This is a genomic window from Stappia sp. ICDLI1TA098 (assembly GCF_054880955.1).
This window is the reverse complement of sequence record NZ_JBTZBT010000001.1, coordinates 299,432-325,046: the sequence shown is the minus strand read 5'-3', so window position 1 is coordinate 325,046 and position 25,615 is coordinate 299,432. Positions and strand designations below refer to the sequence as shown.

The window sequence follows — 25,615 nt, the reverse complement described above, 5'->3', positions numbered from 1 at the left end:
TTTTTTTGTGCCCGCCGCCTTCGTTACAATTGGCGACAGGACAGGCACAAATTTGCGAAACAATGCGAATATAATGCCGACGCAGCCTGGGACGGGACGGGCGCGCAGAGTTTCAGCCATCCTTTCCCATGAGGTAGCCATATGTCCGAGATTTCCCCTTCCATCCACTCCCGGGCGACGCCGCCCAGCTACAGTCCCGCGCAGATAGGGCTGCACTGGCTCATCGCCGCCCTCGTCATCTTCCAGCTCGTGTTCGGGGAATCGATCAAGGACTACGGCCATGTCCTGCGCGACGGCAAAACACCGGAAACGCTGGTCTGGCTGATGGGCAATCTGCACATCTGGGTCGGGGTCGCCGTTCTGGTCCTGGCGCTCGCGCGCCTCGGCCTGCGCGTGGCCCGTGGCGCTCCCCCTGCTCCCGATGCCCTGCATCCGCATCTCGTCACCGCGATGAAATCCGTCTACGTGCTGTTCTACGTCCTGCTGATCGGCGCTCCGCTCACCGGGCTCGCGGCCTGGTATCTGGGCATCCACATCTCCGGCGAGATCCACGAGACGCTGAAGCCGGTCTTTATCGTGCTGATTTCCCTGCACGTCCTGGCCGCGCTCTGGCATCGCTTCGTCCTCAAGGACGACGTCATGGCCAGGATGCTTCCCACGCGTCGCTGAACGCCCCCCCGCGCGCGAACGCGGCATCCGCTCTCAATCGCGCGCCGCAAGCCAGGCGGAAAGTGCCGCACCGTCGCCGGAGAGCACCCCTTCGGCGACACGCCGCCCCACCGCCGCCCCGAACTTGTAGCCATGGCCGGAACAGGCGGAAACAACCGTGGTGCGCGCGCCCGCCTCCACGAAGAAATGCCGGTCCTCGGTGAACGTGTAGGCGCAGGTCACCACCTCGGCGACGGCATAGTCGTCGATCCGGGCGAAGGGCGGGGAGAAATACCCGCGCAGGCGCGCGCCTTCTCCGGTCTCCGCCTCCCGGCGCGCATCCGGGCCGCAAGGCACCTTGTGAATGCCGGCGCCGACCTTCAGTCCGGTGCCAGCGACCGGCGGCAGGACATAGCCCTCGACCGCGCCGCCGACGTCGAGCAGCACCGGCGATGCCTCCCAGGCGGCGCGCAGGTCCTCCGGCGGAGTCAGATAGGCCACCGCCGTGCGATAGCCGGTGAGCCGGTCCGCCAGATCCGGCAGCAGCTTCAGCACCCACGCCCCGGCGGCGACCACCAGCCGGTCGGCGGCAAGCTTAGTCCCGTCGGCGAGCCGCACGCTGGCCGTCTCCCGGTCGAGCGAGACAACCTGCGCATTCTCGCGCACATCCGCCCCCGCCCGCCGCAGCCAGTCGAGGATGCCGGAACCGACCCCGCGACACAGCAGCACGCCGCCTTCCGGACTGAAGGCGGCCGAATGGATCGCCTCTCCGTCGAGGAAGGGATGACGGCCCGCCACCTCCGCGGCCGTCATCCGCTCGACCGGATAACCGCCCGCTTCGAGACTGTCGCGCGAGGCAATCGCCTCGTCGGCGCCCGTTTGCGAAATCAGCAGGAAGCCCGTGTCGACCAGATGCTTTTCGCCGAGATCCGACCAGAGCTCATCCCAGGCGTCGAAGGCTTCGTCGATGCGCCGCTGGTAGCCTGTGTGCCCGCCATAGGCGCGCCGGATCACCCGGTGCTGGTCGCCGGAGGCGGAAAGCGGATTGGGTATCGGCCCCTGCTCCAGAAGCGTGACCTCAACGCCGCGCCGCACGAGCGCCCAGGCGGTGGAAAGGCCGGCGATACCGGCGCCAACGACGATGACCTTCATGGCGAAAACCTCACGGCAAGGAGCGCGGACACTCTTGTAACTCCCTCCCCGCACAAGAAAAACCCCGCACGGAGACCGCACGGGGCATCGTCGCGAAGACGTCTTCCTCAGGCCGCGCCGCGCAGCCGGTCGATGCTGAGCGGCCCCGGGCCGGCAGCGGCGATGTAGAGGAACGTGAAGCAGTACAGTGCCGCAAGCTCGCCACCGTTCAGGATCGGATAGAAATCGCGCGGCGCGTGGGCGAGGAAATAGGCAACCGCCATCGTGCCGGAGGCCAGAAACGCAGCCGGACGGGTGAAGAGGCCAAGCACCAGAAGCGCACCGCAGACCAGTTCGAAGATACCGGCGGCGCCAGGCATGGTCATCACGTTGACACCCGACATCTGGGTCACGGGGAAGGACAGCAGCTTGGTCGTGCCGTGCTGCAGGAACAGGGCACCGGACATGATCCGCAGCACGCTGAGAAGAAACGGCGAATAGGAACGCAGAAAAGTCATGAGGATCTCCGAATGGGCATTGCGCGGAAACGGCGGATCGGCGCGCGCGACTGGCGAGCGGACGGAAACCGTCCGGCCGAAAGCCTAGCAGGCATGCAGGCACCGCCCCAGCCCCAACCGCCCGCCGCGCGCCCCTGTCCACTGAATGGAGGGCGGGAGAGACAAGAGGAAACGGCGCGGGCGGGGTGTCCTGAAAGCCAGCAAGATCAAGCCCTGCTTTGAGCCGAGGCCAGCGCGCCCGTCAGGAGCCTCGTGGATCCTGAAAACCAACGGAATGACCCTGAGCGCCGCCCTCACGGCAATCGACTGCGCCCAGTCGACAGGGTTTCCCGCCAACCAGTTTTGCAACTCATATCGACTGCCGATCTCCAGCCGCTCTTCCCTATCCGCCACACGCGCCCCCGCAATGCCCTTCACCCTCGCCAGTCTGACGAGCATGACGCAAGACGACAACTTCCTTTCAGGGAAATCCGACTTTTCCACCTGTGTGGTGACGCGGCGCGCGAGGCAGAGCCCTTGACCTTCCAGTAACGGGAAGGCCCAGATAGGAGGGACGAGAACAGGAGACCGTGCCCATGAACATCGGCGAGGCGGCCGTGCGCTCCGAGCTGCCGGCAAAGACCATCCGCTACTATGAGGACATCGCCCTCATCCGTCCGGCGCGCGCGGCCAACGGCTATCGTGACTATTCCGACAGCGACGTGCACCGGCTGCGCTTTCTCCAGCGCGCCCGCGGCCTCGGTTTCACCATCGAGGAATGCCGGTCACTGATCTCGCTCTATGACAACGAGCAGCGCGCCAGCGCCGACGTGAAGAAGGTGGCACAGGAGAAGATCCGCGAGGTCGAGCGCAAGATCGCCGAGCTGGAGACGATGAAGGCGACGCTTTCCCGCCTTGTCGCCTGCTGCCACGGCGACGACCGCCCCGATTGCCCGATCCTCGACGATCTCGCCCGCTGACAACAGACGCCCCCAGTCAGGCGGCCAGCCCTCAATTGGCCGGAAAACCCCGCTCGGCCCATTCCACGCGCGGCACCGGCGCACCGACCCGGTAGCTGAAGGTCTCCACCCGGGTGATCTCGGCATTGAGCTCGCAGCGGAAGGCGAGTTCGTACCAGAGCCCGTTGGCGCGAAACGCCGCCCGCTTGGGCTCCAGCACATTGCCCGTGCGCAGGCGGAACGAGGGCAGCAGGTCGGGATTGTAGGACGGCCGGCCGCTGCGCAACTGGCTGCGCAGCTCCGTCATGCACAGGAGATCGGCCCGCGCCGCATGGCCCATGCCGCGCATGGCCGCGCGCACCCGCGGGTCCTGCGACAGCGCATGGGAAAAGAGCTGGCGCGCCGAGGTGGTGCCGCCTGCCCCGGAAACCGAGACACCCGGCGGCAGCGTGCCCGGCAGCGCCGCACCGGACGGCGCGCCCCTCGCCCGGGCCGCGATCGCGGCAATGTCGACGGGTTTTTGCGGCGGCAGGGCAACAACGCCAGCGCCTGTCGGCGTTCCCGGCGCGGCCTCTCCGGCAAGACCATCCTCCCCGGAGGCCTCGGCCGCCAGAACTTCGGGTGCCGGGGCGGGCACGGCCGCGGGCTCCTGCGTCTCCTGTGCAACTGGCGGCTCCTGGGAGGCAGTGTCGGCGGTGTCCCCGGCGACCTCGGGGGCCTCGCCAGCCGTCTCGGCGGGAGAGGCTTCGGCGGTCTGATCCGCCGTCTCGGCCGGTGTCTCCTCCTCGGGCGCGCCTTCGGTTTCGGATCCGGGCTCCTTGTCGCGCGCGCCGTCCTCAAGCGGCTGCGCCTCGCGTGCGCCGTCGCCGTCCAGCTCCTGGTTGCCGCTGTCCTCCTCGCCAAATTCGGTCACCGGCTGCAGGACACGGCGCATCTGCTCCGCAGGCGCCTCCCCCTCCGGTGGGGCCGCGGGCTGCTCCTGCGGTGTTTCTGTCTCGGGCGGTTGCTGCTCAGGGGGCTGCTCGGGGGGCTGCTCGGGGGGCTGCTCGGGGGGCTGCTCGGGCTTCTGCTCCTCGGCTGCCGTCTCTTCGGGCTCCTGCTCCGCATCGGTTTGCGGCTTGGGCTCAGGCTCGGGGGCCGCTGCCGCGGGCTCGGGGTCTTCCACGACCTCGGCCTTGTCCTCCTCAGGGGGCGGGGGCGCTTCTTCTTTCCGGGCCCGCTCCTGCGGGGGTGGTGGCGGGTCCTTCGCCGCCGCGGCCTCCTCGGGCGAGACCATCACCACCTCGACGGGCTCCTCGGTGAACCCGGGAAGCGTGCGCGAAACCTCGACCCCATGAACGAACAGGTAGCCCGCCGCCAGATGCAGCAGGAGCGAAAGCGCAAGGCCCACGCCCATGGGCCGCATCCAGAAGGTTTCGCTCGGGACCTTGTCCTCGCCTGGCACTGCGGGTGAGACCGCAGGCATGTCCGCCGCCATGGCGCGCGCGTCAGGCCGCGTGGCCGGCCCCACGCGGCTCCTGTCGTCGTCCTGCGGGTTTTCGCCTGCCATAGAGCCCTGCACTGCCTAACGCTCGTCCCCGACGACACGCACGCCTTCGAAGACCACCCCCATCCACGTACCACGTCCGCTTGCCACGATCCGCGATCCCGGCACAAGCCGTTCGCGCAGGTCCTCAGCAAAATGGCGGATCTGGGAATACATCCAGGGAAGATCGGCAAGAATGAGCCGCAACCGACAGCCGCGCCGCGTTCTGGCGCGCGGGTTCCCGACCGTGAAATCAAGCGAGGCCTGCTTGCCTGCGCTCAAGGCCGCGATCTTCCGGCCGGCCGCGCCGAGCCGCTCCGCGAAGGGCAGCCGGACGAGAGTGTCGCAGGCGAAGGCAAGGGCGAGGCAGGCAACGGCGACCCACACGCCACAGGCAACAGGTGCAGCAACCGCCACGCTGGCGGGAAGCAGGCATGGCAGCAGGCGGCCATCACGCCCCATGCCGGACGGACGGCTGTCCCGCCTGCTGCCATGCCCTGGTCTTAGCTGTCGAGGAACGAACGAAGCTTGCGCGACCGGGACGGGTGCTTCAGCTTCCTGAGCGCCTTGGCTTCAATCTGGCGAATACGCTCACGCGTCACCGAGAACTGTTGGCCGACTTCTTCCAGCGTGTGGTCGGTGTTCATGCCGATGCCGAAGCGCATGCGCAGCACGCGCTCCTCGCGCGGCGTGAGCGAGGCAAGCACCCGTGTCGTCGTCTCCCGCAGGTTCGACTGGATCGCCGCGTCGATCGGCAGGACCGCATTCTTGTCCTCGATGAAGTCGCCCAGATGGCTGTCTTCCTCGTCGCCAATCGGCGTCTCGAGGGAGATCGGCTCCTTGGCGATCTTGAGGACCTTGCGGACCTTCTCCAGCGGCATCTGCAGCTTCTCCGCCAGCTCTTCCGGGGTCGGCTCGCGGCCGATCTCGTGCAGCATCTGGCGCGAGGTACGCACGATCTTGTTGATCGTCTCGATCATGTGCACCGGGATACGGATGGTGCGGGCCTGGTCGGCGATCGAGCGGGTGATCGCCTGTCGGATCCACCATGTGGCATAGGTCGAGAACTTGTAACCGCGCCGGTACTCGAACTTGTCGACCGCCTTCATCAGGCCGATGTTGCCCTCCTGGATGAGATCCAGGAACTGCAGCCCGCGGTTCGTGTACTTCTTGGCGATGGAGATCACGAGACGCAGGTTCGCCTCGACCATCTCCTTCTTGGCGATGCGCGCCTCGCGCTCGCCCTTCTGCACCATCGACACGATGCGACGGAACTCGGCCGTCTCCAGACCGGTCTCCGAGGCCAGGTCCTGAATCTCCTGACGCAGCTCGCGGATCATCTCCTTCTCGGAGGCGACGAAGTTCTTCCAGCCCTTGGAGGCGAGATTGGCGACCTTGCGGATCCAGTTCGGATCGAGCTCGTTGCCCTGATACTGCTTGAGGAAGTCAGTGCGGTCGACGCCATGGCTATCGGCGAGACGCAGCAACCGGCCCTCGTAGCCCATCAGCCGCTTGTTGATGTCATAGAGCTGCGCCACCAGCGCGTCGATGCGCTGCTGGTTGAGCGACAGGCTCTTCACATCGGTGATGATGTCGTCCTTGAGCTTCTTGTAGCGGCGCTCCTGCGAGGGTGACAGCGTCTTGTTGGCGAGCTTGTTCTCGACAAGCTGGTCCTGCAGGCGGCGCAACTTCTTGTAGTCGTCGGCAACGCGGTCGAAGGTCTCCAGGACCTTCGGCTTCAGCTCCGTCTCCATGGCCGAAAGCGAGATGTTCGCCTCGAACTCATCGTCGTCATCGCCGTCGCCGTCTCCCTCGCCATCCGCGTTGGTGTTGGCATTGGCCTCGCCGGAAGAGCCGCCGTTTTCCTCGTTCTTGGCGCCGGGCGTGCCTGCGCTGCCCTCGGTCGCGCCGTCTTCGCCGTCTTCGCTCTCGTCCTCGGCGCCCTCGGCCTTGAAATCGGGACCGGCATAGGTCGCTTCGAGGTCGATGATGTCGCGCAGGAGGACCTTGCCCTCGTTGAGCTCGTCACGCCAGATGATGATGGCCTGGAAGGTCAGCGGGCTTTCGCACAGACCGGCGATCATCGCCTCGCGACCGGCCTCGATGCGCTTGGCGATGGCAATCTCGCCCTCGCGCGACAACAGCTCGACCGACCCCATCTCGCGCAGGTACATGCGCACGGGATCGTCTGTCCGGTCGGCGGGCTCCTTGGCCGGCGCCTTGGCGACGGCGGTGGTACTGGCCTCGACCAGATCGCCGCCTGCCTCGCGGTTCTCCTCGGACTGGGCCTCCTCGGCCTCTTCTTCCTCGATGACGTTGATGCCCATGTCGGAGAGCATCGCCATCGTGTCCTCGATCTGCTCGGAGGTCACCTCCTCGGAGGGAAGCACCTCGTTCAGCTCTTCGTAGGTCACATAGCCGCGCTTCTTCGCGACCTTGATCATCCGCTTGACAGCGGCATCCGACAAATCGAGAAGCGGACCGTCAGAGCTCTCGCTCGGAGTTTCCTGGGTGTCTTCCGCCTGGGTTGCTTTCGCTGCCATGTTTCTCTCCGGCCCGCGAGCCCCAAGGGCCCGGTGCTGTCGTTCGTCACGTCGTTCAGGTCGCCGCGGCTCGCCGTCGATCTGTCCCACCCGCCATGGGACAACCGGCAAACCAAATGTCGACCTCGCCCGCGAGCGGCCTGTCGGGCCGGCGCACGGAACATTCAGTCAGACATTTATTCGGTGACCGTTAAGTGCCACTTAACCCTGCCAATCGTTTCGACAAGCCGCGGACGCAAAGCGTCTCGCCGTTGCACCCGCAAACCGGGTGTCATCCGGAGATCTGGCTCCGCTCCGAAACAAACCTGGCCCGCGTGAGGCGAACCTGTTGCTCCAGCTTTCTGAAAACGACCAACCCCTGGCCGTCCGGTCCGAGGGACCGGCGCCCGTTGATCTAGGGCTTCGCGCAGCGTGATGATTTCGTGCCGCATTGTTGGCATATGGTCTTGATGGGTCGTATCGCCCGTGACCTGCCATGCGCGGTGCCGTTTGCTGCATGAAGGATCTATGTAGCGCAAAGACCCGGATTCGCAAGAGCGATTCGTTGCCGTCAATTGATTCGGCACGCTATCAACAGGCGAAACAGCCGATCACGGACTGTACGTCAGGCGCGCCCCTGCATCGCGGCGACCGACGGGGGACGCGGAGCCGGTTGCGCGGCCCGGATCACCTTGGCCCTGTCGGCGAGATCCTGTTCGTCGCGGGCGCATTCCTCCCGCCGCCGCGCCAGGTCCTGCGACTGGGCGCGAACGCGCTGCCAGGCATCCTCGTCGAGCGCCTCGTCGAGCGCGCCAAGATCGGCATCCAGCTCCTCCGCCAGCGCCCGCGTCTCGAGCACGTCGAGCAGGTGAACGAAGAGGTCCTCGATAAAATCTGCCGGCGGATCGTGACGCAGGATCGGCAGGCGCTGCAAGAGATCGCGAAAGCGGGCGGCGCTCCCCGCAGTCCCGCCCGCCCGGCCTTCCTCGCCACGGCTCTCGCCATCGAGCGCCTCGCTCAGGATCTGGTAGAAGCGCGCGTCGAGCGTCTCGAAGAAGCCGTTGACCGGCTGGTCCTCCAGTTCGGTGGCGATGCGGCAGAGCTCGTCGCGAAAACGCGCGTGCAGCGTGTCGCCGAAAACCGCCCGACTGACACGCTCCACATGACGCTCGAGCAGTTCGGGATAGCGCAGGCACAATCCGCACAAAGTGCGCTCATTGCCGAACATCGAGCTGTCGGGAAGATCGGAGCCGCGCGCCTGTGCGGAAGGCTCGGCACCGGCCTGCCCCTGCTGCCCGCCGCGATTGCCGCCACCGCCCTGGGCACCACGCCGCGCCCGGCTCTGCTGATAGAAGAGGTTCGACAGGCGCAGGCGGATGTCGAGCTGATAGCCGCGCCGCACCCGTTCGTCGGCGATGGTGCGGATCAGGTCGTCGAGCGACTTCTCCAGCGCCGCGCGGCGCTCGGGCGTGTCGATCCGCGCCAGCGCGATCTCGCGCTCCCACATGACATCGATGAGCGGGCGCGCCTCGCCGAGCGCACGCGCAAAGGCGGGAGGCCCGCCCTCGATGATCAGATCATCCGGGTCCTTGCCGTCGGGCAGGAAGACGAAGCCGAACGAGTGACCGCTCCTGAGGCCGGGAAGAATGCGGTCGACCGCCCGATGGGCGGCGCCGACGCCGGCCGCGTCGCCGTCGAAACAGATCACCGGCTCCGGCGACAGCCGCCACAACCGCCCCACCTGCTCCTCGGTGAAGGCCGTGCCCAGGGCTGCGACCACATTGCCCATGCCCGCCTGCCATACGGCGATGGCATCGAGATAACCCTCCACGACGATCGCCTGGCCGCTCTTGTGGGCCGGCTCGCGGGCGCGGTGGAAGTTGAAGACCATCGTGCCCTTGTGGAAGAGCGGTGTCTCCGGCGAGTTCAGATATTTCGGCTGACCATCCGGGTCGAGCGTGCGCCCGCCGAAGGCGATGACGCGGGCGCGGTCATCCTGGATCGGGATCATCAGCCGGTTGCGAAACCGGTCGTAGGAGGCGCGTCCGTCGTCGGGGCGGATCACCAGCCCCGCCTCCACCATGTCCGCCTCCTCCACGCCCTTCGAGGCGAGGTGCCGTTTCAGCGCATCACGCCCCGACGGAGCGAAGCCGATGCGGAACTCGCGCAGGGTCTCGGGCTTGAGCCGGCGCCTGGCCACATAGGCGCGCGCCGCTTCGCCGCCGGAAAGCGTGAGCTGGTCCTGGAAGAAGCGCGCCGCCATCTCGCAGATGTCAGCCAGGCTGGCCCGGCGCTCGGCACGCGCCGCCTCGCGCGGATCAGGAGCCGGAAGCACGACGCCGGCGTCCCCGGCAAGCCGCTCGACCGCCTCGGGGAAGTTCAGCCCCTCGGTTTCGGTCAGGAAACGGAAATGATCCCCCGACGCGCCGCAGCCGAAGCACTTGTAGCGCCCGCGCCGGTCGTCGACGTGAAAGCTCGGTGTCTTTTCCTGGTGGAACGGGCAGCAGGCCCAGAAGTCTCCACGCGCCGGCTGCGACTTGCGCCGGTCCCACGAGACACGCCGGCCCACCACCTCCGAAAGCGGAAGCCTTGCACGGATCTCGTCAAGGAGGTTGGGCGAAAAGCGCATGAAAGCGTCCGAACGTCTGGATGGCCCGCGCCCGCATGCCAGGGCACGCGAGAGAAGGCGCTGCCGGCCGGCACAACGCCAAACCCGACAGACAAGCTTCCTGCATATATCGGCTTAGCACCGGCAGCGTCCAACCCTACAGCGGACGACGGCGGCACGCACCCACCGATGTGGGCGCGAAAGCGAGGCAAATCCACGCTTTCGAGGCGCAAGAGCGCGCCCACAAAAGCCGATGCGTGCATTGTGCATAAGAGGGGAAAAGTTCAGGGCCAGGCGACACACGGCCGGCCCGGCGTCACTCGGTGCGCAGCAGATCCTTGACCACGCAGCTGGCGCGCACGAAGTCCATCTGTCCCGGGTAGCGCTGCTTCAGCGCGTTCATGCAGCGTCCCATGTCGCGCAGTCCGTTGGCGCTGATGTCGCGCACCACGTCCTCGCAGGCGACCTGCATCGCCTTGGCGTCGAACTGGCTCGGCAGGAACTCGTTGATGATGGCGACTTCCTCGCGCTCCTGCTCGGCAAGTTCGAGCTGGCCAGCCTCTTCGTAGTCGCGCACGGAGGCCTCGCGCTGGCGCACCATCTTGTTGAGAATGTCGAGAACCTCGGCTTCCGGCATGCCGTCATGACCAAGTTCGCGGGCCCGCGCCTCGCGGTCCTTGATCGCGGCAAGCACCAGGCGCAATGTCGCCGCCCGGCGCTTGTTGTCGCTGCCCACGGCGTCCTGCAACGCCGCATCGATCCGTTCACGCATGCTCTGCCCTGCCGTCTGCCTCGCGCCCATTGCCTACCGCCCTTCGCAGCGGAAAGAAGTTCGCGAAAGCCCCTTGCTTAAGACGTTGATTTATCGAGATTATTATTAACAAGCCAACAGTTGACCCCTAAGCGCGCTTCCCATAAAGTGCCGCGCTTGACGCACCGTTGACACCAGAATACCGATCCGTCAAGGCGCGTTGACCGCCAGATTGTCACCGAACCGACCGAGAAAGCAACACAATGACGACCGCAGACGTCTGGTCCGCGACGCCGACCACGGCCGTACTGGTCCTGGCCGACGGGACCGTGATCGAGGGCCAGGGCCTTGGTGCCGTCGGTCAGGCCTGCGCCGAGGTGTGCTTCAACACCGCGCTGACCGGCTATGAGGAAATCCTCACCGATCCGTCCTACGCCGGACAGATCGTGACCTTCACCTTCCCGCACATCGGAAATGTGGGGACGAACGACGAGGATGTCGAGACCGTCAACATGGCGGCAGCATCCGGCGTTCGCGGCGCGATCATGCGCGCCGAAGTGAGCGAACCGTCCAACTACCGCTCCGCCCGTCACTTCGATGCCTGGCTGAAAGCCCGCGGCATCGTCGCCATGACCGGCGTCGACACCCGCGCCCTGACGGCCCTGATCCGCGAGACCGGCGCTGCCAATGCGGTGATCGCCCATTCGCCGGACGGCAACTTTGACATCGAGGCGCTGAAGCAGGCCGCCGCCTCCTGGCCCGGCCTCGTCGGCATGGACCTTGCCAAGGACGTCAGCGCCACCCAGAGCTACAGCTGGACGCAGACCAGCTGGCAGTGGGAGCTGGGCTACGGCGAGAAGCCCGAGGGTGAGTTCAACGTCGTCGTGCTCGATTACGGCATCAAGCGCAACATCCTGCGCCTGCTGACCGACGCCGGCTGCAAGGTCACCGTCCTGCCGGCCGACGCCTCGGCGCGGGACGTGCTGTCGCGCAAGCCTGACGGCGTATTCCTGTCCAACGGCCCGGGCGACCCGGCCGCGACCGGCACATACGCCGTGCCGGTGATCCGCGAGATCGTCGACAGCGGCCTGCCGGTCTTCGGCATCTGCCTCGGCCACCAGATGCTCGCGCTTGCGCTCGACGGCACCACCTTGAAGATGCACCAGGGCCACCACGGCGCCAACCATCCGGTGTTCGACCGTACCACGGGCAAGGTTGAAATCACCTCGATGAACCATGGGTTCGCCGTTGACGCCAAGAGCCTGCCGGCCGCCGTCGAGGAGACACATGTCTCGCTCTTCGACGGCTCCAATTGCGGCTTGCGCCTCAAGGACAAGCCGGTCTTCTCGGTGCAGTATCACCCTGAGGCCTCGCCCGGCCCGCGCGACAGCCACTACCTCTTCCGCCGCTTCACCAACCTGATGCGCGCGCGCAAGGGCGAAGAGGCGATCCCGGAAAAGGACGTCGTCGCCTGAGGGCGCCGGAAAGACAGAAACGTTTCGAACGGGCAGTCCTTGGGACTGCCCGTTTTCGTTTCCACGCCCGGTTCCGGCAAGGGCCGGCGCGCCACACGACAAACGAACCGCCCCCCCAAAACAAAAAGCGCCTCCGGCGGGTCGCCGGAAGCGCTTTTTTGCTAGGCCATGAAATCACCAGTCGCGAATGTCGCGACTCCCGGCTGGGGTCAGAACCCGGGCAGGCAGATCATGGGCACATTGCTCGCGGGCCCTGTTCAGGCCTTGCCGTCATTTGCAGAGATGAGACCTTCGAGCGCCTTGAGAACGCCGCTCATCTCCTGCACCTGATCCTCGATCTGGGCGAACTGCTCCTTCAGCAGGTCTTCCTGCTTGGAGCACATCTCGCGAAGCTCCTTGAGCTGCCCGATGCGGCCCGTGCGGCCCTCGAGCAACGCAATGATCTCGCGGATCTCGACCAGCGTCATGCCCAGGCGCTTGGCCTGGAGAATGACACGCATGCGCCCCACGTCACGCGTGCCATAGAAACGGCGGGCTCCCTTGCGCTCCGGCTGGAGCAGAGCCTTTTCCTCGTAGAACCGAAGCGCACGCAGCGTCACGCCGAACGTCTCCGACATTTCGGCGATCGACAGCTTTGCGGCATTCGGATCATCGGAATCAATCGGCCCGGCAAGGTCCGGCCCGAAGACTGAGCTTCTAGACAGTTCCGTCATTTCAGTGTCCGTCATTCCCGATCAAAGTGCGCTCTGTCCCCCGACGGGCGCACGTCAACCCCGACTATGGCATTATCACCTAGAAGACACCTTCGCATAACGCGCCAAAAATTTATCCCAAAACACAATTCGTCACATAAATGCACATTTCGCACGCCCGCACGACAACCAGAACAAGAAGTCAAGGAACGCCGTTCCACCTGCCGCCGCGTTCGGCGTTGTGGACAGATGCCAAAACGGCGTTCAGGCCAGAAGTCTTTAAGGCAACTCCCGATGGTGGGCACACGGGGAGGCAAACCCAAAAGACATCGTTTCCGGATTATTAATTTTTACACGATTACTTATTACTTGAACCCTAAAGGAAACCGCCTCGGGGCCTTGACCCGCCCTTTGGGCCGCAAGGCTCGCGCCCCGTCCGCGCGAGAAGGATCACGAACATCCGCTGCGCCCGACGCCCGAATGGGCCTGCCGCCACTCGGTCGGCGGGCAGCCGAACCAACGGCGGGCGGCACGGGAGAAATTGCCGACGGCGGCAAATCCCAGCCGATAGGAGATCTCGGACATGGGCAGGTCGGACAGCGCAAGATAGTCGGCCGCCATGCGAAGACGGACGCTTTCGTGCAGACTGTGGAATGTCAGGTTCCGCTCCGCCAGTCGACGCTGAAGGCCCCGCGTGCTCATCGCCAGACCGCGCGCCACATCAGCCACGGTCAGGTCCGGCCGCGAAATCCGCTCACCGATGGCATCGCACACGAGAGCGGTGAAATCCTCCAGCCGCCGCCGGTCCTCCAGCCGCCGCCGGTTCAACTCGCACATCGCCGCGAACAGGTCGTCGTCCCGGCGCGGGTTCGGCGCCTTGTCCTTCGGCACGCGGAAGACGAGACGATTGCCGCCGGTGGAGAACCGCACCGCGCCCCCGAAGAAGGCCTCGTGAACGCTGGCATCCGCGGGGCGCGAGCGCGCGATCACCGCTTCAAGCAGCTCCACGCCCTCGCCCCCGGCGCTCATCAGCCGACGATAGGCCTTGCTGGCGATCCGGTCGGTCACCTGGTCGCGGCAAACCAGTTCCGGCGACAGCGAGAAACTCAACGTCGCGCAGTCGTTCTCGCACTGCGCGAAGACCTCCGAGAAATCGCACAGCAGGTGAAGAAAGCGTCCCATGAAGTCGACGGCGGACAGGAAGTCCGGCGCATAGCGCAAGGCGAGCGAGACCGTGTCGTCGGCACCCGGCCCCTGGTCGCGCGTCCAGCCGAGCCCGAAGCAGTCATCGCCTGCGAAGCGGCTCGCGATCTCCAGTGAGCGCGCGTGATCGCGCAGGCTCACATGACCGACCAGCGGAGCCGTCTCGCACACGCCGTCCGCCCCGCTCTGCTGCAGGACCAGATCGAACGGCACGCCGCGCTGCTCGCAATATTCCGCGAGACCTACACGGGCGCGCCCGTGAATGAGCAATGTGTCCGTCGACGCCAGAACGCCGGTTCTCGCAAGCATGGAATTCAGTCCGTCGAAGCTGCGGCGAGGATCCGCATGAGGAGGTCAGGGCAGAAGGCCCCTGCAAAGTGGCATGTCACTGTCCAATTTATCAGGACCGATGCCCGAGGGCTATCCCTTCCGCATGGCTGGAACAGCGGATGTCGCAGCGCCCAGCGCCATTTACCATCTTTCACGGCGGCGGGCGGCTCTCGCGCGCACTGCCACTTGGCCGCCACTGTTTCCCCGCGCCGGCAGGATTTGACAAAGCCTGCCCGAGGGCTGAAACAAGGGCGCGCACTTTTTGCGTGTTGCCGCTGCGAACAAGCCCGGGGGAGACCGATCGTGACCATGCCCACGCACCTGCTCGACGCTGGCGGATCTGGTCCGCGCGGCGACACGATGTCCCCGGAGCTCTTCCGGGAATGGCGCAAGTCCCTCGGACTGAAGCAGAAGGACGCGGCCGAGCGCCTGGGCCTCAAGAAGCGGATGATTCAGTACTACGAGAAGGGCGATCGCAACGGACGGCCGGTCGAGATCCCCCGCTCCGTAAGGCTTGCCTGCTACGCGATCAGCATCGGCATCGCCGACTTCGACGGGCACCGCGCCCTGCGCGCGCAGGCGGGCGATACGGCCGACCCGGGCGCCGATGCCGCGCCTGGAGACGAATAGGCCGCCTGACTGCCCCGGATGGGGTTTCGCCCGACGCCATTTTTCCCTATAAGGCGCGCTCAGCCGAACACTTTGCAAGAACCAGAAGCCTCACCCGCCCGGCACCCAGTGCAGGTCGTGGTGCATCCTCGCGAGCCCTTCATGCCCAAACGCACAGATATCTCCTCCATTCTGATCATCGGCGCCGGCCCGATCATCATCGGTCAGGCCTGCGAGTTCGACTATTCCGGCACCCAGGCCTGCAAGGCCCTGCGCGAAGAAGGCTACCGGGTGATTCTGGTGAACTCGAACCCGGCGACGATCATGACCGATCCGGATCTCGCCGACGCCACCTACATCGAGCCGATCACGCCGGAGATCGTCGCCAAGATCATCGAGAAGGAGCGCCCCGATGCGCTGCTGCCGACGATGGGTGGCCAGACAGCGCTGAACTGCGCGCTTTCCCTGCGCAAGATGGGCGTGCTGGAGAAGTACGGCGTGCAGATGATCGGCGCCACCGCGGAGGCGATCGACAAGGCCGAGGACCGTGAGCTGTTCCGCCAGACGATGGAGAAGATCGGGCTCGAGACGCCGCGTTCGCGCCTCGCCCACTCCCTGTCCGAGGCGCTCGATGCACTCGACGACATCGGCCTGCCGGCGATCATCCGCCCGTCCTTCACGCTCGGCGGCACCGGCGGCGGCATCGCCTACAACCGCGAGGAATATCTCGACATCATCGAGCGCGGCCTCGACGCCTCGCCGACGACCGAGGTGCTGGTCGAGGAATCGGTCATCGGCTGGAAGGAGTACGAGATGGAGGTCGTCCGCGACAAGGCGGACAACTGCATCATCATCTGCTCCATCGAGAACATCGATCCGATGGGCGTGCATACCGGCGATTCGATCACCGTCGCCCCGGCGCTGACGCTGACCGACAAGGAATACCAGATCATGCGCGACGCCTCGCTGGCGGTGCTGCGCGAGATCGGCGTCGAGACCGGTGGCTCCAACGTGCAGTTCGCGGTCAATCCCGAGAACGGCCGGCTGATTGTCATCGAGATGAACCCGCGCGTGTCGCGCTCCTCCGCGCTCGCCTCCAAGGCGACCGGCTTCCCGATCGCCAAGATCGCGGCGAAGCTTGCGGTCGGCTACACGCTCGATGAACTGGAGAACGACATCACCGGCGGCGCGACGCCGGCCTCCTTCGAGCCGTCGATCGACTATGTCGTCACCAAGATCCCTCGTTTCGCCTTCGAGAAGTTCCCGGGCGCCGAGCCGACCCTGACGACCGCGATGAAGTCGGTCGGCGAAGTCATGGCCATCGGCCGCACCTTCGCCGAGAGCCTGCAGAAGGCGCTGCGCGGTCTCGAGACCGGCCTGACCGGCCTCGACGAGGTCGAGATCCCCGGCCTCGGGCAGAACGACGACAAGAACGCGATCCGCGCCGCCCTCGCCTCGCCGACGCCGGACCGGCTGCTCAAGGTGGCCCAGGCCTTCCGCCTCGGCGCGGACCTTGCTGAGGTGCACCGCTCCTGCCAGATGGACCCCTGGTTCCTGCGCCAGATCCAGACAATCGTCGAGACGGAAGAAAAGATCCGCGCTCACGGCCTGCCGCAAAACGCCGACGCCCTGCGCCGGCTGAAGGGGATGGGCTTTTCCGACGCGCGCCTCGCCTCTCTGGCCCGGAGCGAGGAGCGTGACGTAGCACAGCTGCGTGCCCGCCTCGACGTGCACCCGGTCTACAAGCGCATCGACACCTGCGCGGCGGAATTCGCCTCGCCGACCGCCTACATGTACTCGTCCTACGAGGTCCCCTTCGCCGGCAAGCTCGCCGACGAGGCACAGCCGAGCGAGCGCAAGAAGGTCGTCATTCTCGGCGGCGGTCCGAACCGGATCGGCCAGGGCATCGAGTTCGACTATTGCTGCTGCCATGCGGCCTTCGCGCTGCAGGAGGTCGGCTTCGAAACCATCATGATCAACTGCAACCCGGAGACCGTGTCCACCGACTACGACACCTCCGACCGGCTCTATTTCGAGCCGCTGACCGCAGAAGACGTGCTGGAAATCATCCGCACCGAACGGACGAAGGGCACGCTGCATGGCGTCATCGTGCAGTTCGGCGGACAGACCCCGCTCAAGCTCGCCCAGGCTCTGGTCGAGGCCGACGTGCCGATCCTGGGCACCGCCCCTGACATGCTCGACCTGGCCGAGGACCGCGACCGCTTCCAGAAGCTGCTGCAGCGCCAGGGTCTGAAGCAGCCGCAGAACGGCATCGCCTATTCGGTCGAGCAGAGCCGGCTCATCGTGGCCGAGCTCGGCCTGCCGCTGGTCGTGCGCCCCTCCTACGTGCTCGGCGGCCGCGCCATGCAGATCATCCGGGACGAGGAGGCGCTCAACGCCTATCTGCTCGGCACGCTGCCGGAGCTGGTGCCGGCCGAGGTCCGGGCCAAGTACCCGAACGACAAGACCGGCCAGATCAACACCGTGCTTGGCAAGAACCCGCTGCTGTTCGACCGCTATCTCGACGGCGCCATCGAGGTCGACGTCGACGCGCTTGCCGATGGCAAGGACGTCTTCGTCTGCGGCATCATGGAGCACATCGAGGAAGCGGGTATCCATTCGGGCGACAGCGCGTGCTCGCTGCCGCCCTATTCGCTCTCCGACGAGATGGTCGCAGAACTCACCCGCCAGACCGAGGTGCTCGCCCGTGCACTTGAAGTCGGTGGCCTGATGAACGTTCAGTTCGCGATCAGGAACGGCGAGATCTATGTCCTGGAGGTCAACCCGCGCGCCTCGCGCACCGTACCGTTCGTCGCCAAGACCATCGGCCAGCCGATCGCCAAGATCGCCTCGCGCATCATGGCCGGCGAGCCGCTGGCAAGCTTCGGCCTCCAGACGCGCAAGCTCAACCATGTCGCCGTGAAGGAAGCCGTGTTCCCCTTCGCGCGCTTCCAGGGCGTCGACACGATCCTCGGCCCGGAAATGCGCTCCACCGGCGAGGTCATGGGGCTCAACGGCTCGTTCGAGGTCGCCTTCGCCAAGTCGCAGCTCGGCTCGGGCACGGGTGTTCCCACCAGCGGCACCGTGTTCGTGTCCGTGCGCGACCAGGACAAGGAGCGCGCGCTCGACCCGATCCAGCGCCTGGCGAAGGCCGGTTTCCGGATCATCGCCACCCATGGCACGCAGGCATTCCTTGAGGAGCGGGGGATTTCCTGCGACAAGGTCAACAAGGTGCTTGAAGGGCGTCCCCACATCGTTGATGCTATCAAGAATGGAGAAGTGCAGCTCGTCTTCAACACGACGGAAGGCGCACAGGCACTCTCCGACAGCCGCTCGCTCCGCCGGGCGGCCCTTTTGCACAAGGTTCCCTACTACACGACCTTGGCAGGGGCTATTGCCGCCGCGAAGGGCATCGAGGCTTACGCCTCGGGCAATCTTGAAGTGTTTCCGCTGCAGGCCTACTTCGCAGAGGCCTGACCGATTTTTGAGCGTACCGGCCGGGAAATCCCCGGCCGGACGTGTGTCTTGTTACCCGAGCACCCGAAGACATGCGTGTCCGGCTGCCGGCATTCGAGATGAAGGGGTCGAAGACCTATGGAAAAAGTTCCGATGACAAGCGCTGGCTATGCCATGCTCGAGAAGGAACTGAAGCAGCGTACCTCCGAAGAGCGTCCGCGCATCATTCAGGCCATCTCCGAGGCGCGCGCCCATGGCGACCTGTCGGAAAACGCCGAATATCATGCCGCCAAGGAGCAGCAGAGCCTAAACGAGGGTCGCATCAGCGAACTCGAGGACAAGCTCGGCCGCGCGGAGGTGATCGACGTCGCCAAACTGTCCGGGGACACGGTAAAGTTCGGGGCCACGGTGACGCTGGTCGACGAAGACACCGACGAAGAGAAGAAGTACATGATCGTCGGCGATGTCGAGGCCGACGTGAAGCTTGGCCGCATCTCGATCTCCTCGCCCATCGCGCGCGCGCTGATCGGCAAGGCTGTCGGCGACAGCGTCGAGGTCACGGCGCCGGGTGGCGCGCGGGCCTACGAGATCATGAAGGTCAAGTTCGGCTGAGACCGGGCTGCCGCTCTCAGGCGGATCGCATTTGAAAAAAGGCGCTGCTCCCGGTTGGAAGCGGCGCCTTTTTTGTGCGAATGGACGACCGGCAGAAGCGGGCGGACAGACACTCACCCCACGTCGCGCATTGGTACGACGGGTTCGTTCTTGGTCTGGCGGATGGTGAGGGCGGTCCGTACGCTGTCGACATTGGGGGCGGCGGTCAGATCGCGGATGATGAAGTTCTGGAAGCTCTGCAGGTCGGGAACCACGCACTTCAGCAGGAAGTCGACCTCACCAGAGAGCATGTAGCTCTCGCGCACCTGCGACCAGGACTGAACCTTCTCCTCGAAGGCCAGCAGGTCGGCCTCGGTCTGGCTGTGCAGCCCGACCATGGCGAAGGCGGTAACGTCGTAGCCGAGCTGCTTCTCATCGAGCAGCGTGCGGTAGCCGAGAATGAGCCCGGCCTCCTCCAGCGCCCTGACACGCCGCAGGCACGGAGGAGCCGAAATGCCGACGCGGCGGGCAAGCTCGACATTGGTGATACGCCCGTCGTTCTGCAGCTCCTGCAGGATATGCCAATCAATCGCATCCAGACGGATTTTCACACTGGTCTCCTTCGCCAATCACTGGCACACAGCCGCGGGATCGGAGCGGCGCGACCGGGGCGCCCGACATTCCGACTCGCACCGCCGCGAGCGTCTGTTCTAGGATACGCCCCTTAAGGTTTTTTGCGCAGTTGTGCAATAGTGTGACAACAAACGGCATGATCGGGAAATATACGACAAGCGAAGACGATCTTTCGGGCGCCAGCGCCTGGATCGTCACCGACGGCAAGGCCGGCGATGAAACCCAGTGCATCGGTGTTGCCGAGGCGCTCGGACTTTCGGCCGACCTGCGCCGCGTGCGCCCGCGCGCGCCCTGGAGCTGGCTGATGCCGCGCGGCGACATCGACCCGCGCGACGCGCCCGAGAATCCAGCCAGCCCGATCGCGGGCCCATTCCCCGACATTGCCATCGCCTCCGGACGGCGGGCCGTCGCCTACCTGCGCCGCATCAAACGCGACAGCGGCGGGCGTACGTTTACCGTCTTCCTGAAGGACCCGCGCGCGGGAACGACAGCGGCCGACCTCATCTGGGTGGCGGACCACGACCCCTTGCGCGGCGACAATGTCCTGGTCACGGCGACCGGGCCGCACCGGTTCTCGCAGGCCCGCCTCGCGGCCGCGCGCGCCAACCCGCCGGCGGATATCGCTGCCCTCCCTCATCCGCGGGTCGCCGTTCTCGTGGGCGGCGACAGCCGTCACTACCGCTTCAACGACATGGACATCTCGCGGTTCGTCGACGGGCTGAAGCGGCTCGACGCGCAGGGATGCCATTTCATGGCCACCGCCTCGCGCCGCACGCCGGACTCCCTGCACCGGATGCTGCAGCCACTCGCCGATGCCCCGGGCCACCTCCTTTGGGACGGAACGGGCGACAATCCGCTCGTTGCCTTCCTGGCGAATGCGGACGCGATCATCGTAACGGCGGACTCCGCCAACATGGTCGGCGAGGCGCTCGCCACCGGGCGGCCCGTGCATGTGTTCCGTCCTTCCGGCGGACACCGCAAGTTCGAGCAATTTCTTTCGGGATTGGCCCGCCTCGGGCACGTCCACCCCTTCCCCGGCCCACTTAAAACGACTACCTACGAGCCAATCGATGCAACCCCCCGGATCGCGGCCGCGATCCGCTGGAGATATTCCGCACACCGCGCCCAGCTCGCCGAAGCAAGCGCGCGGGCGGAAAGCTGAAGGAACACGCCCATGGCCGAGCAGCACCACAAGCTCCTGATCGTCGGATCCGGTCCCGCCGGGTACACCGCCGCCGTCTATGCGGCGCGCGCCATGCTCGAACCGGTGCTCGTGACCGGCATCCAGCCCGGCGGACAGCTCACCATCACCACGGAGGTGGAGAACTATCCAGGCTTCGCCGATCCGATCCAGGGGCCCTGGCTGATGGAGGAGATGCGCAAGCAGGCAGAGAACGTCGGCACGCAGATCATCTACGACACGATCCTCTCCGCCGATCTTTCCGTCCGCCCGTTCCGCCTGACCGGTGACAGCGGCACCGTTCACACCTGCGATGCGCTGGTGATCGCCACCGGCGCACAGGCAAGGTGGCTCGGCATCCCGACGGAGCAGGAATTCATGGGCGCCGGCGTCTCGGCCTGCGCGACCTGCGATGGCTTCTTCTACCGCGGCAAGGAAGTGATCGTCGTCGGCGGCGGCAACACCGCCGTGGAAGAAGCGCTCTATCTCGCCAATCTTGCCTCCAAGGTCACAATCGTCCATCGCCGCGATTCGTTCCGTGCCGAGCGCATTTTGCAGGAACGGCTGCAGCGCAATACCAAGATCGAGGTCGTCTGGGACAGTGTCGTCGAGGCGGTGCTGGGCGGCGGCACGCCCAAGGCGGTGACCGGCGCGCGCGTGCGCGACGTCAAGACCGGCGAGACCCGCGACATTGCCGCTGACGGGTTCTTCGTTGCCATCGGGCATGCGCCGGCGGCCGAATTGTTCAAGGAACAGCTGAAGATGAAGCCGTCCGGCTACATCTGGACCGCGCCCGACAGCACGGTCACATCAATCCCCGGCGTCTTTGCCGCCGGCGATGTCACCGACGAGACATACCGCCAGGCCGTGACAGCGGCCGGCATGGGTTGCATGGCCGCGCTGGAGGCCGAACGCTACCTTGCGGAACTGGACGTTGCCGACGCTGTCGCAGCAGAATAGCCTGAGAGCCCCAGAGGGCTGAACCACAAGAACACGGGCTGGACACATCGTGCCGTTGGATTGGGACAAACTGCGCATCTTTCACGCGGCCGCGCAGGCCGGCAGCTTCACCCATGCAGGAGACGTGCTCAACATGAGCCAGTCGGCCGTGAGCCGACAGGTGAGCGCGCTCGAGCACGACCTCAAGATCCCCCTCTTCCACCGCCATGCGCGCGGTCTGCTGCTGACGGAACAGGGCGAAGTGCTGTACCGCACCGCGCGCGAAGTCTTCATGAAGCTGGAGTCGGTGCAGACCCGCCTCACCGACAGCCGCGAGAAGCCGAGCGGGACGCTCAGGATCACCACCACCGTCGGCCTCGGCTCGACGTGGCTGACCAAGCGGCTCAACGAGTTCATCGACCTCTACCCGGAGATGGAACTCCGGCTGATCTTCGATGACGACGAACTCGATCTCGGCATGCGCGAGGCCGATGTGGCGATCCGCCTGCGCAAGCCGACGCAGCCGGACCTGATCCAGCGCAAGCTGTTCACCGTGCACTTCCACCTTTATGCCTCGCCCGCCTACATCCAGAGGTTCGGAGCCCCTAAGTCGGTCGCCGACCTCGACAACCACCGCCTTGTCACCTTCGGCGAGCACGCGCCGGCCTATCTGCGCGACATGAACTGGATGGAGACCGCCGGTCTCCCGCAAGGCGAGATCCGCCGCTGCGTGCTGCGGATAAACAACGTGGTGGCCATCCGCCGCGCGGTCGAGCGTGGCATCGGCATCGCCATGCTGCCAGACTATATCAACGAGGAAGGCTCCGGCCTCGTGCAGCTCATGCCGGAGGCGGAGGTTCCGAGCTTCGACACCTACTTCGTCTATCCCTCTGAGCTGAAGAACACCGCCCGCGTCACGGCCTTCCGCGACTTCCTGCTCTCCAAGGCAGAACGCTGGACCTTCTGATCCGGCGCCCGGCGGCGCCATTTTCTCCCGCACTGCGGCATAATGTCCCCTCTCCCGCGCCGGCCCGCGCCGGCCCGCGCCGGCCCGCGCGGCGGAGGGGCACGCATCTTTCGGGCGCGGCCCGACTCCCACCCGCACAGTTTCGCGTCATGGCTGGCATTGCGAGCGCCACTCCACCTGTCCAGAACGCAGGCAAATGCGGACTTTCTGACCAGAAATACGATCACGGGAAGGGCACAAGTGCCCTCCGACGCCGGCCGCTGCCCGCCCCCGGCAGCCGATCAACGCTTTTTGCATAGCTGATCTGCAACACTGCCTCTTGCGTAGGCGGGTTGTGCACTGCATATAAGCAGCAGGCTGTTGGTCTGCTTCGTCGCTATCTCCTCCCAGCGACGTCTGATGCGACCAGCTGTTCCCCTCTGGAAGGTGATTGCGCCACTTAGGTGGCATAATCGAATAACTGCCGGGTCTTCGGACCCGGCATTTTTTTTGCCCGCCAGGGAAAGACTTGAACTCCCCCTCAAAAAGACGAAACGCCCGGCCCTTTCGGTGCCGGACGTCTCTGCCGTGGTCGTGTTTTGCTTGCAGCGCGAGCGTGCGGTCACATGTAGAGGTTCTCACCCTCCAGCCCCTTGTAGAGGCCAGCCACCTGCTCACCGTAGCCGTTGAAGAGGCGGGTCGGCACATGCTCGCCGGTCGCGAGAAGCTGCTCGCGCGCCTGGCTCCAGCGCGGATGCGGTACCTGCGGATTGACGTTGGCCCAGAACCCGTATTCCGAGGCCGCTATCTGCTCCCAGAAGCTCTGCGGGCGCTCTTCCGTGAAGGAGAAGCGGACGATCGACTTGATCGACTTGAAGCCGTATTTCCACGGCACGGCGAGACGCAGGGGCGCGCCATACTGCTTGGCCAACGGCTTGCCGTAGACACCCGTCACCATGAAGGCGAGTTCGTTCGTCGCCTCGGCGAGCGTCAGTCCTTCGACATAGGGCCAGGGATACCAGTCCGCACGCTGGCCGCTGGCCACGTCCGGATCAAGAAAGGTCTCCATGCGGAGATACTTCGCACCTGCCTTGGGGCCAGCGAGGCTTACGAGATCGGCCAGCGGAAATCCGGTCCAGGGCACGGCCATAGACCAGGCCTCGACGCAGCGGTGGCGGTAGAGGCGTTCTTCCAGCTTCATCTTCTTCAGCAGGTCGTCGATGGCAATGGTCTGCGGGTTGTCGCAAAGACCGTCGATGCGGACTTCCCAGGGACGGATCTTCAACGCCTGAGCCGCCGAAGCGATCTGCTTGTGGGAGCCGAACTCGTAGAAATTGTTGTAGCGGGATGTAAGCCGCTCGGGCGTAATCTCCCGCTCGATCACATAGGCATCGTTGCGGGCAGCCGGATAGAGACCCGCGCTAGGGTCCCCCTCGGCAAAGGCGGGTCGGAGCATGGCGACGCCGGACAAGATCGCCCCGGCTCCCGCGGCACCGGCGAGAAAGGCACGCCTATTCAGGAACGCCGCCTCCGGTGTCGCCAGGCGCTCCGGCATTTCCCAGCTCCGCTTGCGGATGATGTTCATCATGCTCTCCATGCCTCCTGGCGCCGCCGGTTGCGAACACCGCAAGGCCTGAGTAACGCCGACAACTGCTCGCGTGCAAATCAAGCCGAGGTGAAGCCGCCGCGCATCAGACCTACATCGCCCCTTTGATCCGGTAAATTCCACCCTCCTCCTCGTCGGTCGAGAACCAGAGCCCGCCGTCAGGTGCATTGCGCAATGTGCGGATGCGGCCATAGTCGCCCTGCAGGATCCGCTCCTCGCTGACGACCTTGCCGCCGACAACCTCGAGCCGCGAGATGAGCTGGTCCTTAAGCGCGCCGACGAAGAGATCGCCGGACCACACCGGAACCGCGTCTCCCGTGTAAAAGGCCATACCCGAGGGGGCGATGGAGGGATCCCAGTGATAGAGGGGCGGCTCGTAGCCTTCCGCCTGCGTACCGATGCCGATGGGAAGGCCGGAGTAGTGCCGCCCATAGGAAACGATGGGCCAGCCGTAGTTTTTCCCGGCTTCCGGCCGATTGATCTCGTCGCCCCCGCGCGCACCATGCTCGACCGTCCACAGCAGGCCGGTGCCAGGCTCGATGGCCGCGCCTTGCACATTGCGGTGGCCCACAGACCAGATCTCCGGCAGCGCCGCCTTGCCGTCGGCAAAGGGATTGTCCGCGGGAACACCTCCATCGGCCGTGACGCGCAGGACCGAGCCAGCATGATCGAACGGGTCCTGCGCCCGATCCGCCTCGCCCCGGTCGCCGAGCGTGACGAAGACAGTGCCGTCCGGCGCGGGAACCACACGCGAGCCGTAATGACGGCCGGAACCGGTCTTCTTCGCCATGCGGGCGATGACGGTAACATCCTCCAGCCGCGCGTCACCATTCGCACGCACAAGGCGGGCGCGCGCCGCGGCCGTTCCCGCGCCTGCCGCGCCCGGTTCGGAAAAGGTGAAATAGACAGTGCCACTCTCGGCGAAGTCGCCCGCGACCACGAGATCAAGCAGGCCGCCCTGGCCCGCCGCCCGAACCTCGGGCACTCCGGAAACAGTGATCCGCTCCGTACCATCCGCCGGCACCAGGATCATGCGCCCCTCGATCTCGTTGACGAGGATCGAGCCGTCGGGAAGAAAGTCGAAGCCCCACGGATAGGAGAGCCCCGAGACGACCGGCGTCACGACGATCCGTGTCAGATCGGTCGCATGCGCGAGCGGCTCGGCCCGCACCGCTGTGACGGCGACGGGCACCGCCAGGGCCGTTGCAAGAAGAAGAAATCGCACGGACAAGAGAGCCTCCAGGTTTTCGCCGCCACGCCCAGTTCGTCATGTAGGCGGGATCTGCCGCGGATCCAGTCGGCAGCGGCCCCGGA

Annotated in this window: 21 protein-coding genes; 9 read left to right on the top strand and 12 right to left on the bottom strand. The window is 65.8% G+C overall.

Going from position 1 to position 25,615, the window contains the following annotated elements:
* The first annotated feature begins 141 nt into the window (after positions 1–141).
* Complete coding sequence (locus ACSLUQ_RS01435; protein ID WP_461807500.1) at positions 142–669, top strand: cytochrome b; 528 nt, start codon at positions 142–144, stop codon at positions 667–669.
* Positions 670–702: 33 nt separating this feature from the next.
* Here ACSLUQ_RS01435 and ACSLUQ_RS01430 read toward each other — a convergent pair whose 3' ends face one another.
* Together ACSLUQ_RS01430 and ACSLUQ_RS01425 are read right to left on the bottom strand one after the other, a co-directional pair.
* Complete coding sequence (locus ACSLUQ_RS01430; protein ID WP_461807499.1) at positions 703–1,800, bottom strand: NAD(P)/FAD-dependent oxidoreductase; 1,098 nt, start codon at positions 1,798–1,800, stop codon at positions 703–705.
* A gap of 107 nt (positions 1,801–1,907) precedes the next feature.
* Complete coding sequence (locus tag ACSLUQ_RS01425) at positions 1,908–2,297, bottom strand: DoxX family protein (RefSeq protein WP_417771113.1); 390 nt, start codon at positions 2,295–2,297, stop codon at positions 1,908–1,910.
* A gap of 575 nt (positions 2,298–2,872) precedes the next feature.
* Between ACSLUQ_RS01425 and cueR the strand changes: the two genes are divergently transcribed.
* Positions 2,873–3,256 (top strand): Cu(I)-responsive transcriptional regulator, encoded by a 384-nt coding sequence (gene cueR / locus ACSLUQ_RS01420; RefSeq protein ID WP_417771114.1) that lies wholly within the window; start codon positions 2,873–2,875, stop codon positions 3,254–3,256.
* Between the two features lie 31 nt (positions 3,257–3,287).
* Here the strand turns inward: cueR and ACSLUQ_RS01415 are convergent, their stop codons facing one another.
* From ACSLUQ_RS01415 to ACSLUQ_RS01395, 5 genes are all read right to left on the bottom strand, one after another.
* The gene (locus ACSLUQ_RS01415; protein ID WP_461807498.1) at positions 3,288–4,631 is read right to left on the bottom strand and encodes a DUF930 domain-containing protein; all 1,344 of its coding nucleotides are present in this window, start codon (positions 4,629–4,631) and stop codon (positions 3,288–3,290) included.
* A 168-nt stretch (positions 4,632–4,799) separates the two neighbouring features.
* A complete protein-coding gene (locus ACSLUQ_RS01410; protein WP_461807497.1) occupies positions 4,800–5,222 on the bottom strand; it encodes a hypothetical protein in 423 nt (140 codons plus the stop codon).
* A gap of 41 nt (positions 5,223–5,263) precedes the next feature.
* A complete protein-coding gene (gene rpoD, locus ACSLUQ_RS01405) occupies positions 5,264–7,303 on the bottom strand; it encodes an RNA polymerase sigma factor RpoD (protein WP_417771117.1) in 2,040 nt (679 codons plus the stop codon).
* 604 nt (positions 7,304–7,907) lie between these two features.
* Positions 7,908–9,911: a DNA primase gene (gene dnaG, locus ACSLUQ_RS01400; protein WP_417771118.1), complete on the bottom strand. Its 2,004-nt coding sequence runs from the start codon at positions 9,909–9,911 to the stop codon at positions 7,908–7,910.
* 295 nt (positions 9,912–10,206) lie between these two features.
* Positions 10,207–10,662: a GatB/YqeY domain-containing protein gene (locus tag ACSLUQ_RS01395; protein ID WP_417771119.1), complete on the bottom strand. Its 456-nt coding sequence runs from the start codon at positions 10,660–10,662 to the stop codon at positions 10,207–10,209.
* A gap of 242 nt (positions 10,663–10,904) precedes the next feature.
* Here ACSLUQ_RS01395 and carA point away from each other — a divergent pair, with 242 nt between their 5' ends.
* On the top strand, positions 10,905–12,116 hold the full coding sequence (carA, locus tag ACSLUQ_RS01390) for a glutamine-hydrolyzing carbamoyl-phosphate synthase small subunit (RefSeq protein ID WP_461807496.1): 1,212 nt from the start codon (positions 10,905–10,907) through the stop codon (positions 12,114–12,116).
* A gap of 257 nt (positions 12,117–12,373) precedes the next feature.
* Here carA and ACSLUQ_RS01385 read toward each other — a convergent pair whose 3' ends face one another.
* Both ACSLUQ_RS01385 and ACSLUQ_RS01380 read right to left on the bottom strand, forming a co-directional pair.
* Positions 12,374–12,829 (bottom strand): MerR family transcriptional regulator, encoded by a 456-nt coding sequence (locus tag ACSLUQ_RS01385; RefSeq protein WP_417771121.1) that lies wholly within the window; start codon positions 12,827–12,829, stop codon positions 12,374–12,376.
* Positions 12,830–13,258: 429 nt separating this feature from the next.
* Positions 13,259–14,320 (bottom strand): helix-turn-helix domain-containing protein, encoded by a 1,062-nt coding sequence (locus ACSLUQ_RS01380; protein ID WP_461807495.1) that lies wholly within the window; start codon positions 14,318–14,320, stop codon positions 13,259–13,261.
* A gap of 330 nt (positions 14,321–14,650) precedes the next feature.
* Here ACSLUQ_RS01380 and ACSLUQ_RS01375 point away from each other — a divergent pair, with 330 nt between their 5' ends.
* The 3 genes from ACSLUQ_RS01375 (at position 14,651) to greA (ending at position 19,018) form a co-directional block, all read left to right on the top strand.
* On the top strand, positions 14,651–14,971 hold the full coding sequence (locus ACSLUQ_RS01375) for a helix-turn-helix domain-containing protein (RefSeq protein WP_417771212.1): 321 nt from the start codon (positions 14,651–14,653) through the stop codon (positions 14,969–14,971).
* 141 nt (positions 14,972–15,112) lie between these two features.
* Positions 15,113–18,427, top strand: coding sequence for a carbamoyl-phosphate synthase large subunit (gene carB / locus ACSLUQ_RS01370; protein WP_417771123.1), 3,315 nt, complete (start codon positions 15,113–15,115; stop codon positions 18,425–18,427).
* A 117-nt stretch (positions 18,428–18,544) separates the two neighbouring features.
* Positions 18,545–19,018: a transcription elongation factor GreA gene (greA, locus tag ACSLUQ_RS01365; protein ID WP_417771124.1), complete on the top strand. Its 474-nt coding sequence runs from the start codon at positions 18,545–18,547 to the stop codon at positions 19,016–19,018.
* A 113-nt stretch (positions 19,019–19,131) separates the two neighbouring features.
* Here greA and ACSLUQ_RS01360 read toward each other — a convergent pair whose 3' ends face one another.
* The gene (locus tag ACSLUQ_RS01360; protein WP_417771125.1) at positions 19,132–19,608 is read right to left on the bottom strand and encodes an Lrp/AsnC family transcriptional regulator; all 477 of its coding nucleotides are present in this window, start codon (positions 19,606–19,608) and stop codon (positions 19,132–19,134) included.
* 158 nt (positions 19,609–19,766) lie between these two features.
* Here ACSLUQ_RS01360 and ACSLUQ_RS01355 point away from each other — a divergent pair, with 158 nt between their 5' ends.
* From ACSLUQ_RS01355 to ACSLUQ_RS01345, 3 genes are read left to right on the top strand one after another with little or no spacing between them, the layout of a single operon-like run.
* The gene (locus ACSLUQ_RS01355; protein WP_461807494.1) at positions 19,767–20,792 is read left to right on the top strand and encodes a mitochondrial fission ELM1 family protein; all 1,026 of its coding nucleotides are present in this window, start codon (positions 19,767–19,769) and stop codon (positions 20,790–20,792) included.
* Positions 20,793–20,804: 12 nt separating this feature from the next.
* On the top strand, positions 20,805–21,770 hold the full coding sequence (gene trxB / locus ACSLUQ_RS01350; protein ID WP_417771127.1) for a thioredoxin-disulfide reductase: 966 nt from the start codon (positions 20,805–20,807) through the stop codon (positions 21,768–21,770).
* Positions 21,771–21,825: 55 nt separating this feature from the next.
* Positions 21,826–22,716: a LysR family transcriptional regulator gene (locus ACSLUQ_RS01345; protein ID WP_417771128.1), complete on the top strand. Its 891-nt coding sequence runs from the start codon at positions 21,826–21,828 to the stop codon at positions 22,714–22,716.
* Positions 22,717–23,317: 601 nt separating this feature from the next.
* Here ACSLUQ_RS01345 and msrP read toward each other — a convergent pair.
* The gene (msrP, locus tag ACSLUQ_RS01340) at positions 23,318–24,280 is read right to left on the bottom strand and encodes a protein-methionine-sulfoxide reductase catalytic subunit MsrP (RefSeq protein ID WP_461808459.1); all 963 of its coding nucleotides are present in this window, start codon (positions 24,278–24,280) and stop codon (positions 23,318–23,320) included.
* 112 nt (positions 24,281–24,392) lie between these two features.
* Positions 24,393–25,526 (bottom strand): PQQ-dependent sugar dehydrogenase, encoded by a 1,134-nt coding sequence (locus tag ACSLUQ_RS01335; protein WP_417771129.1) that lies wholly within the window; start codon positions 25,524–25,526, stop codon positions 24,393–24,395.
* Positions 25,527–25,615: the final 89 nt, after the last annotated feature.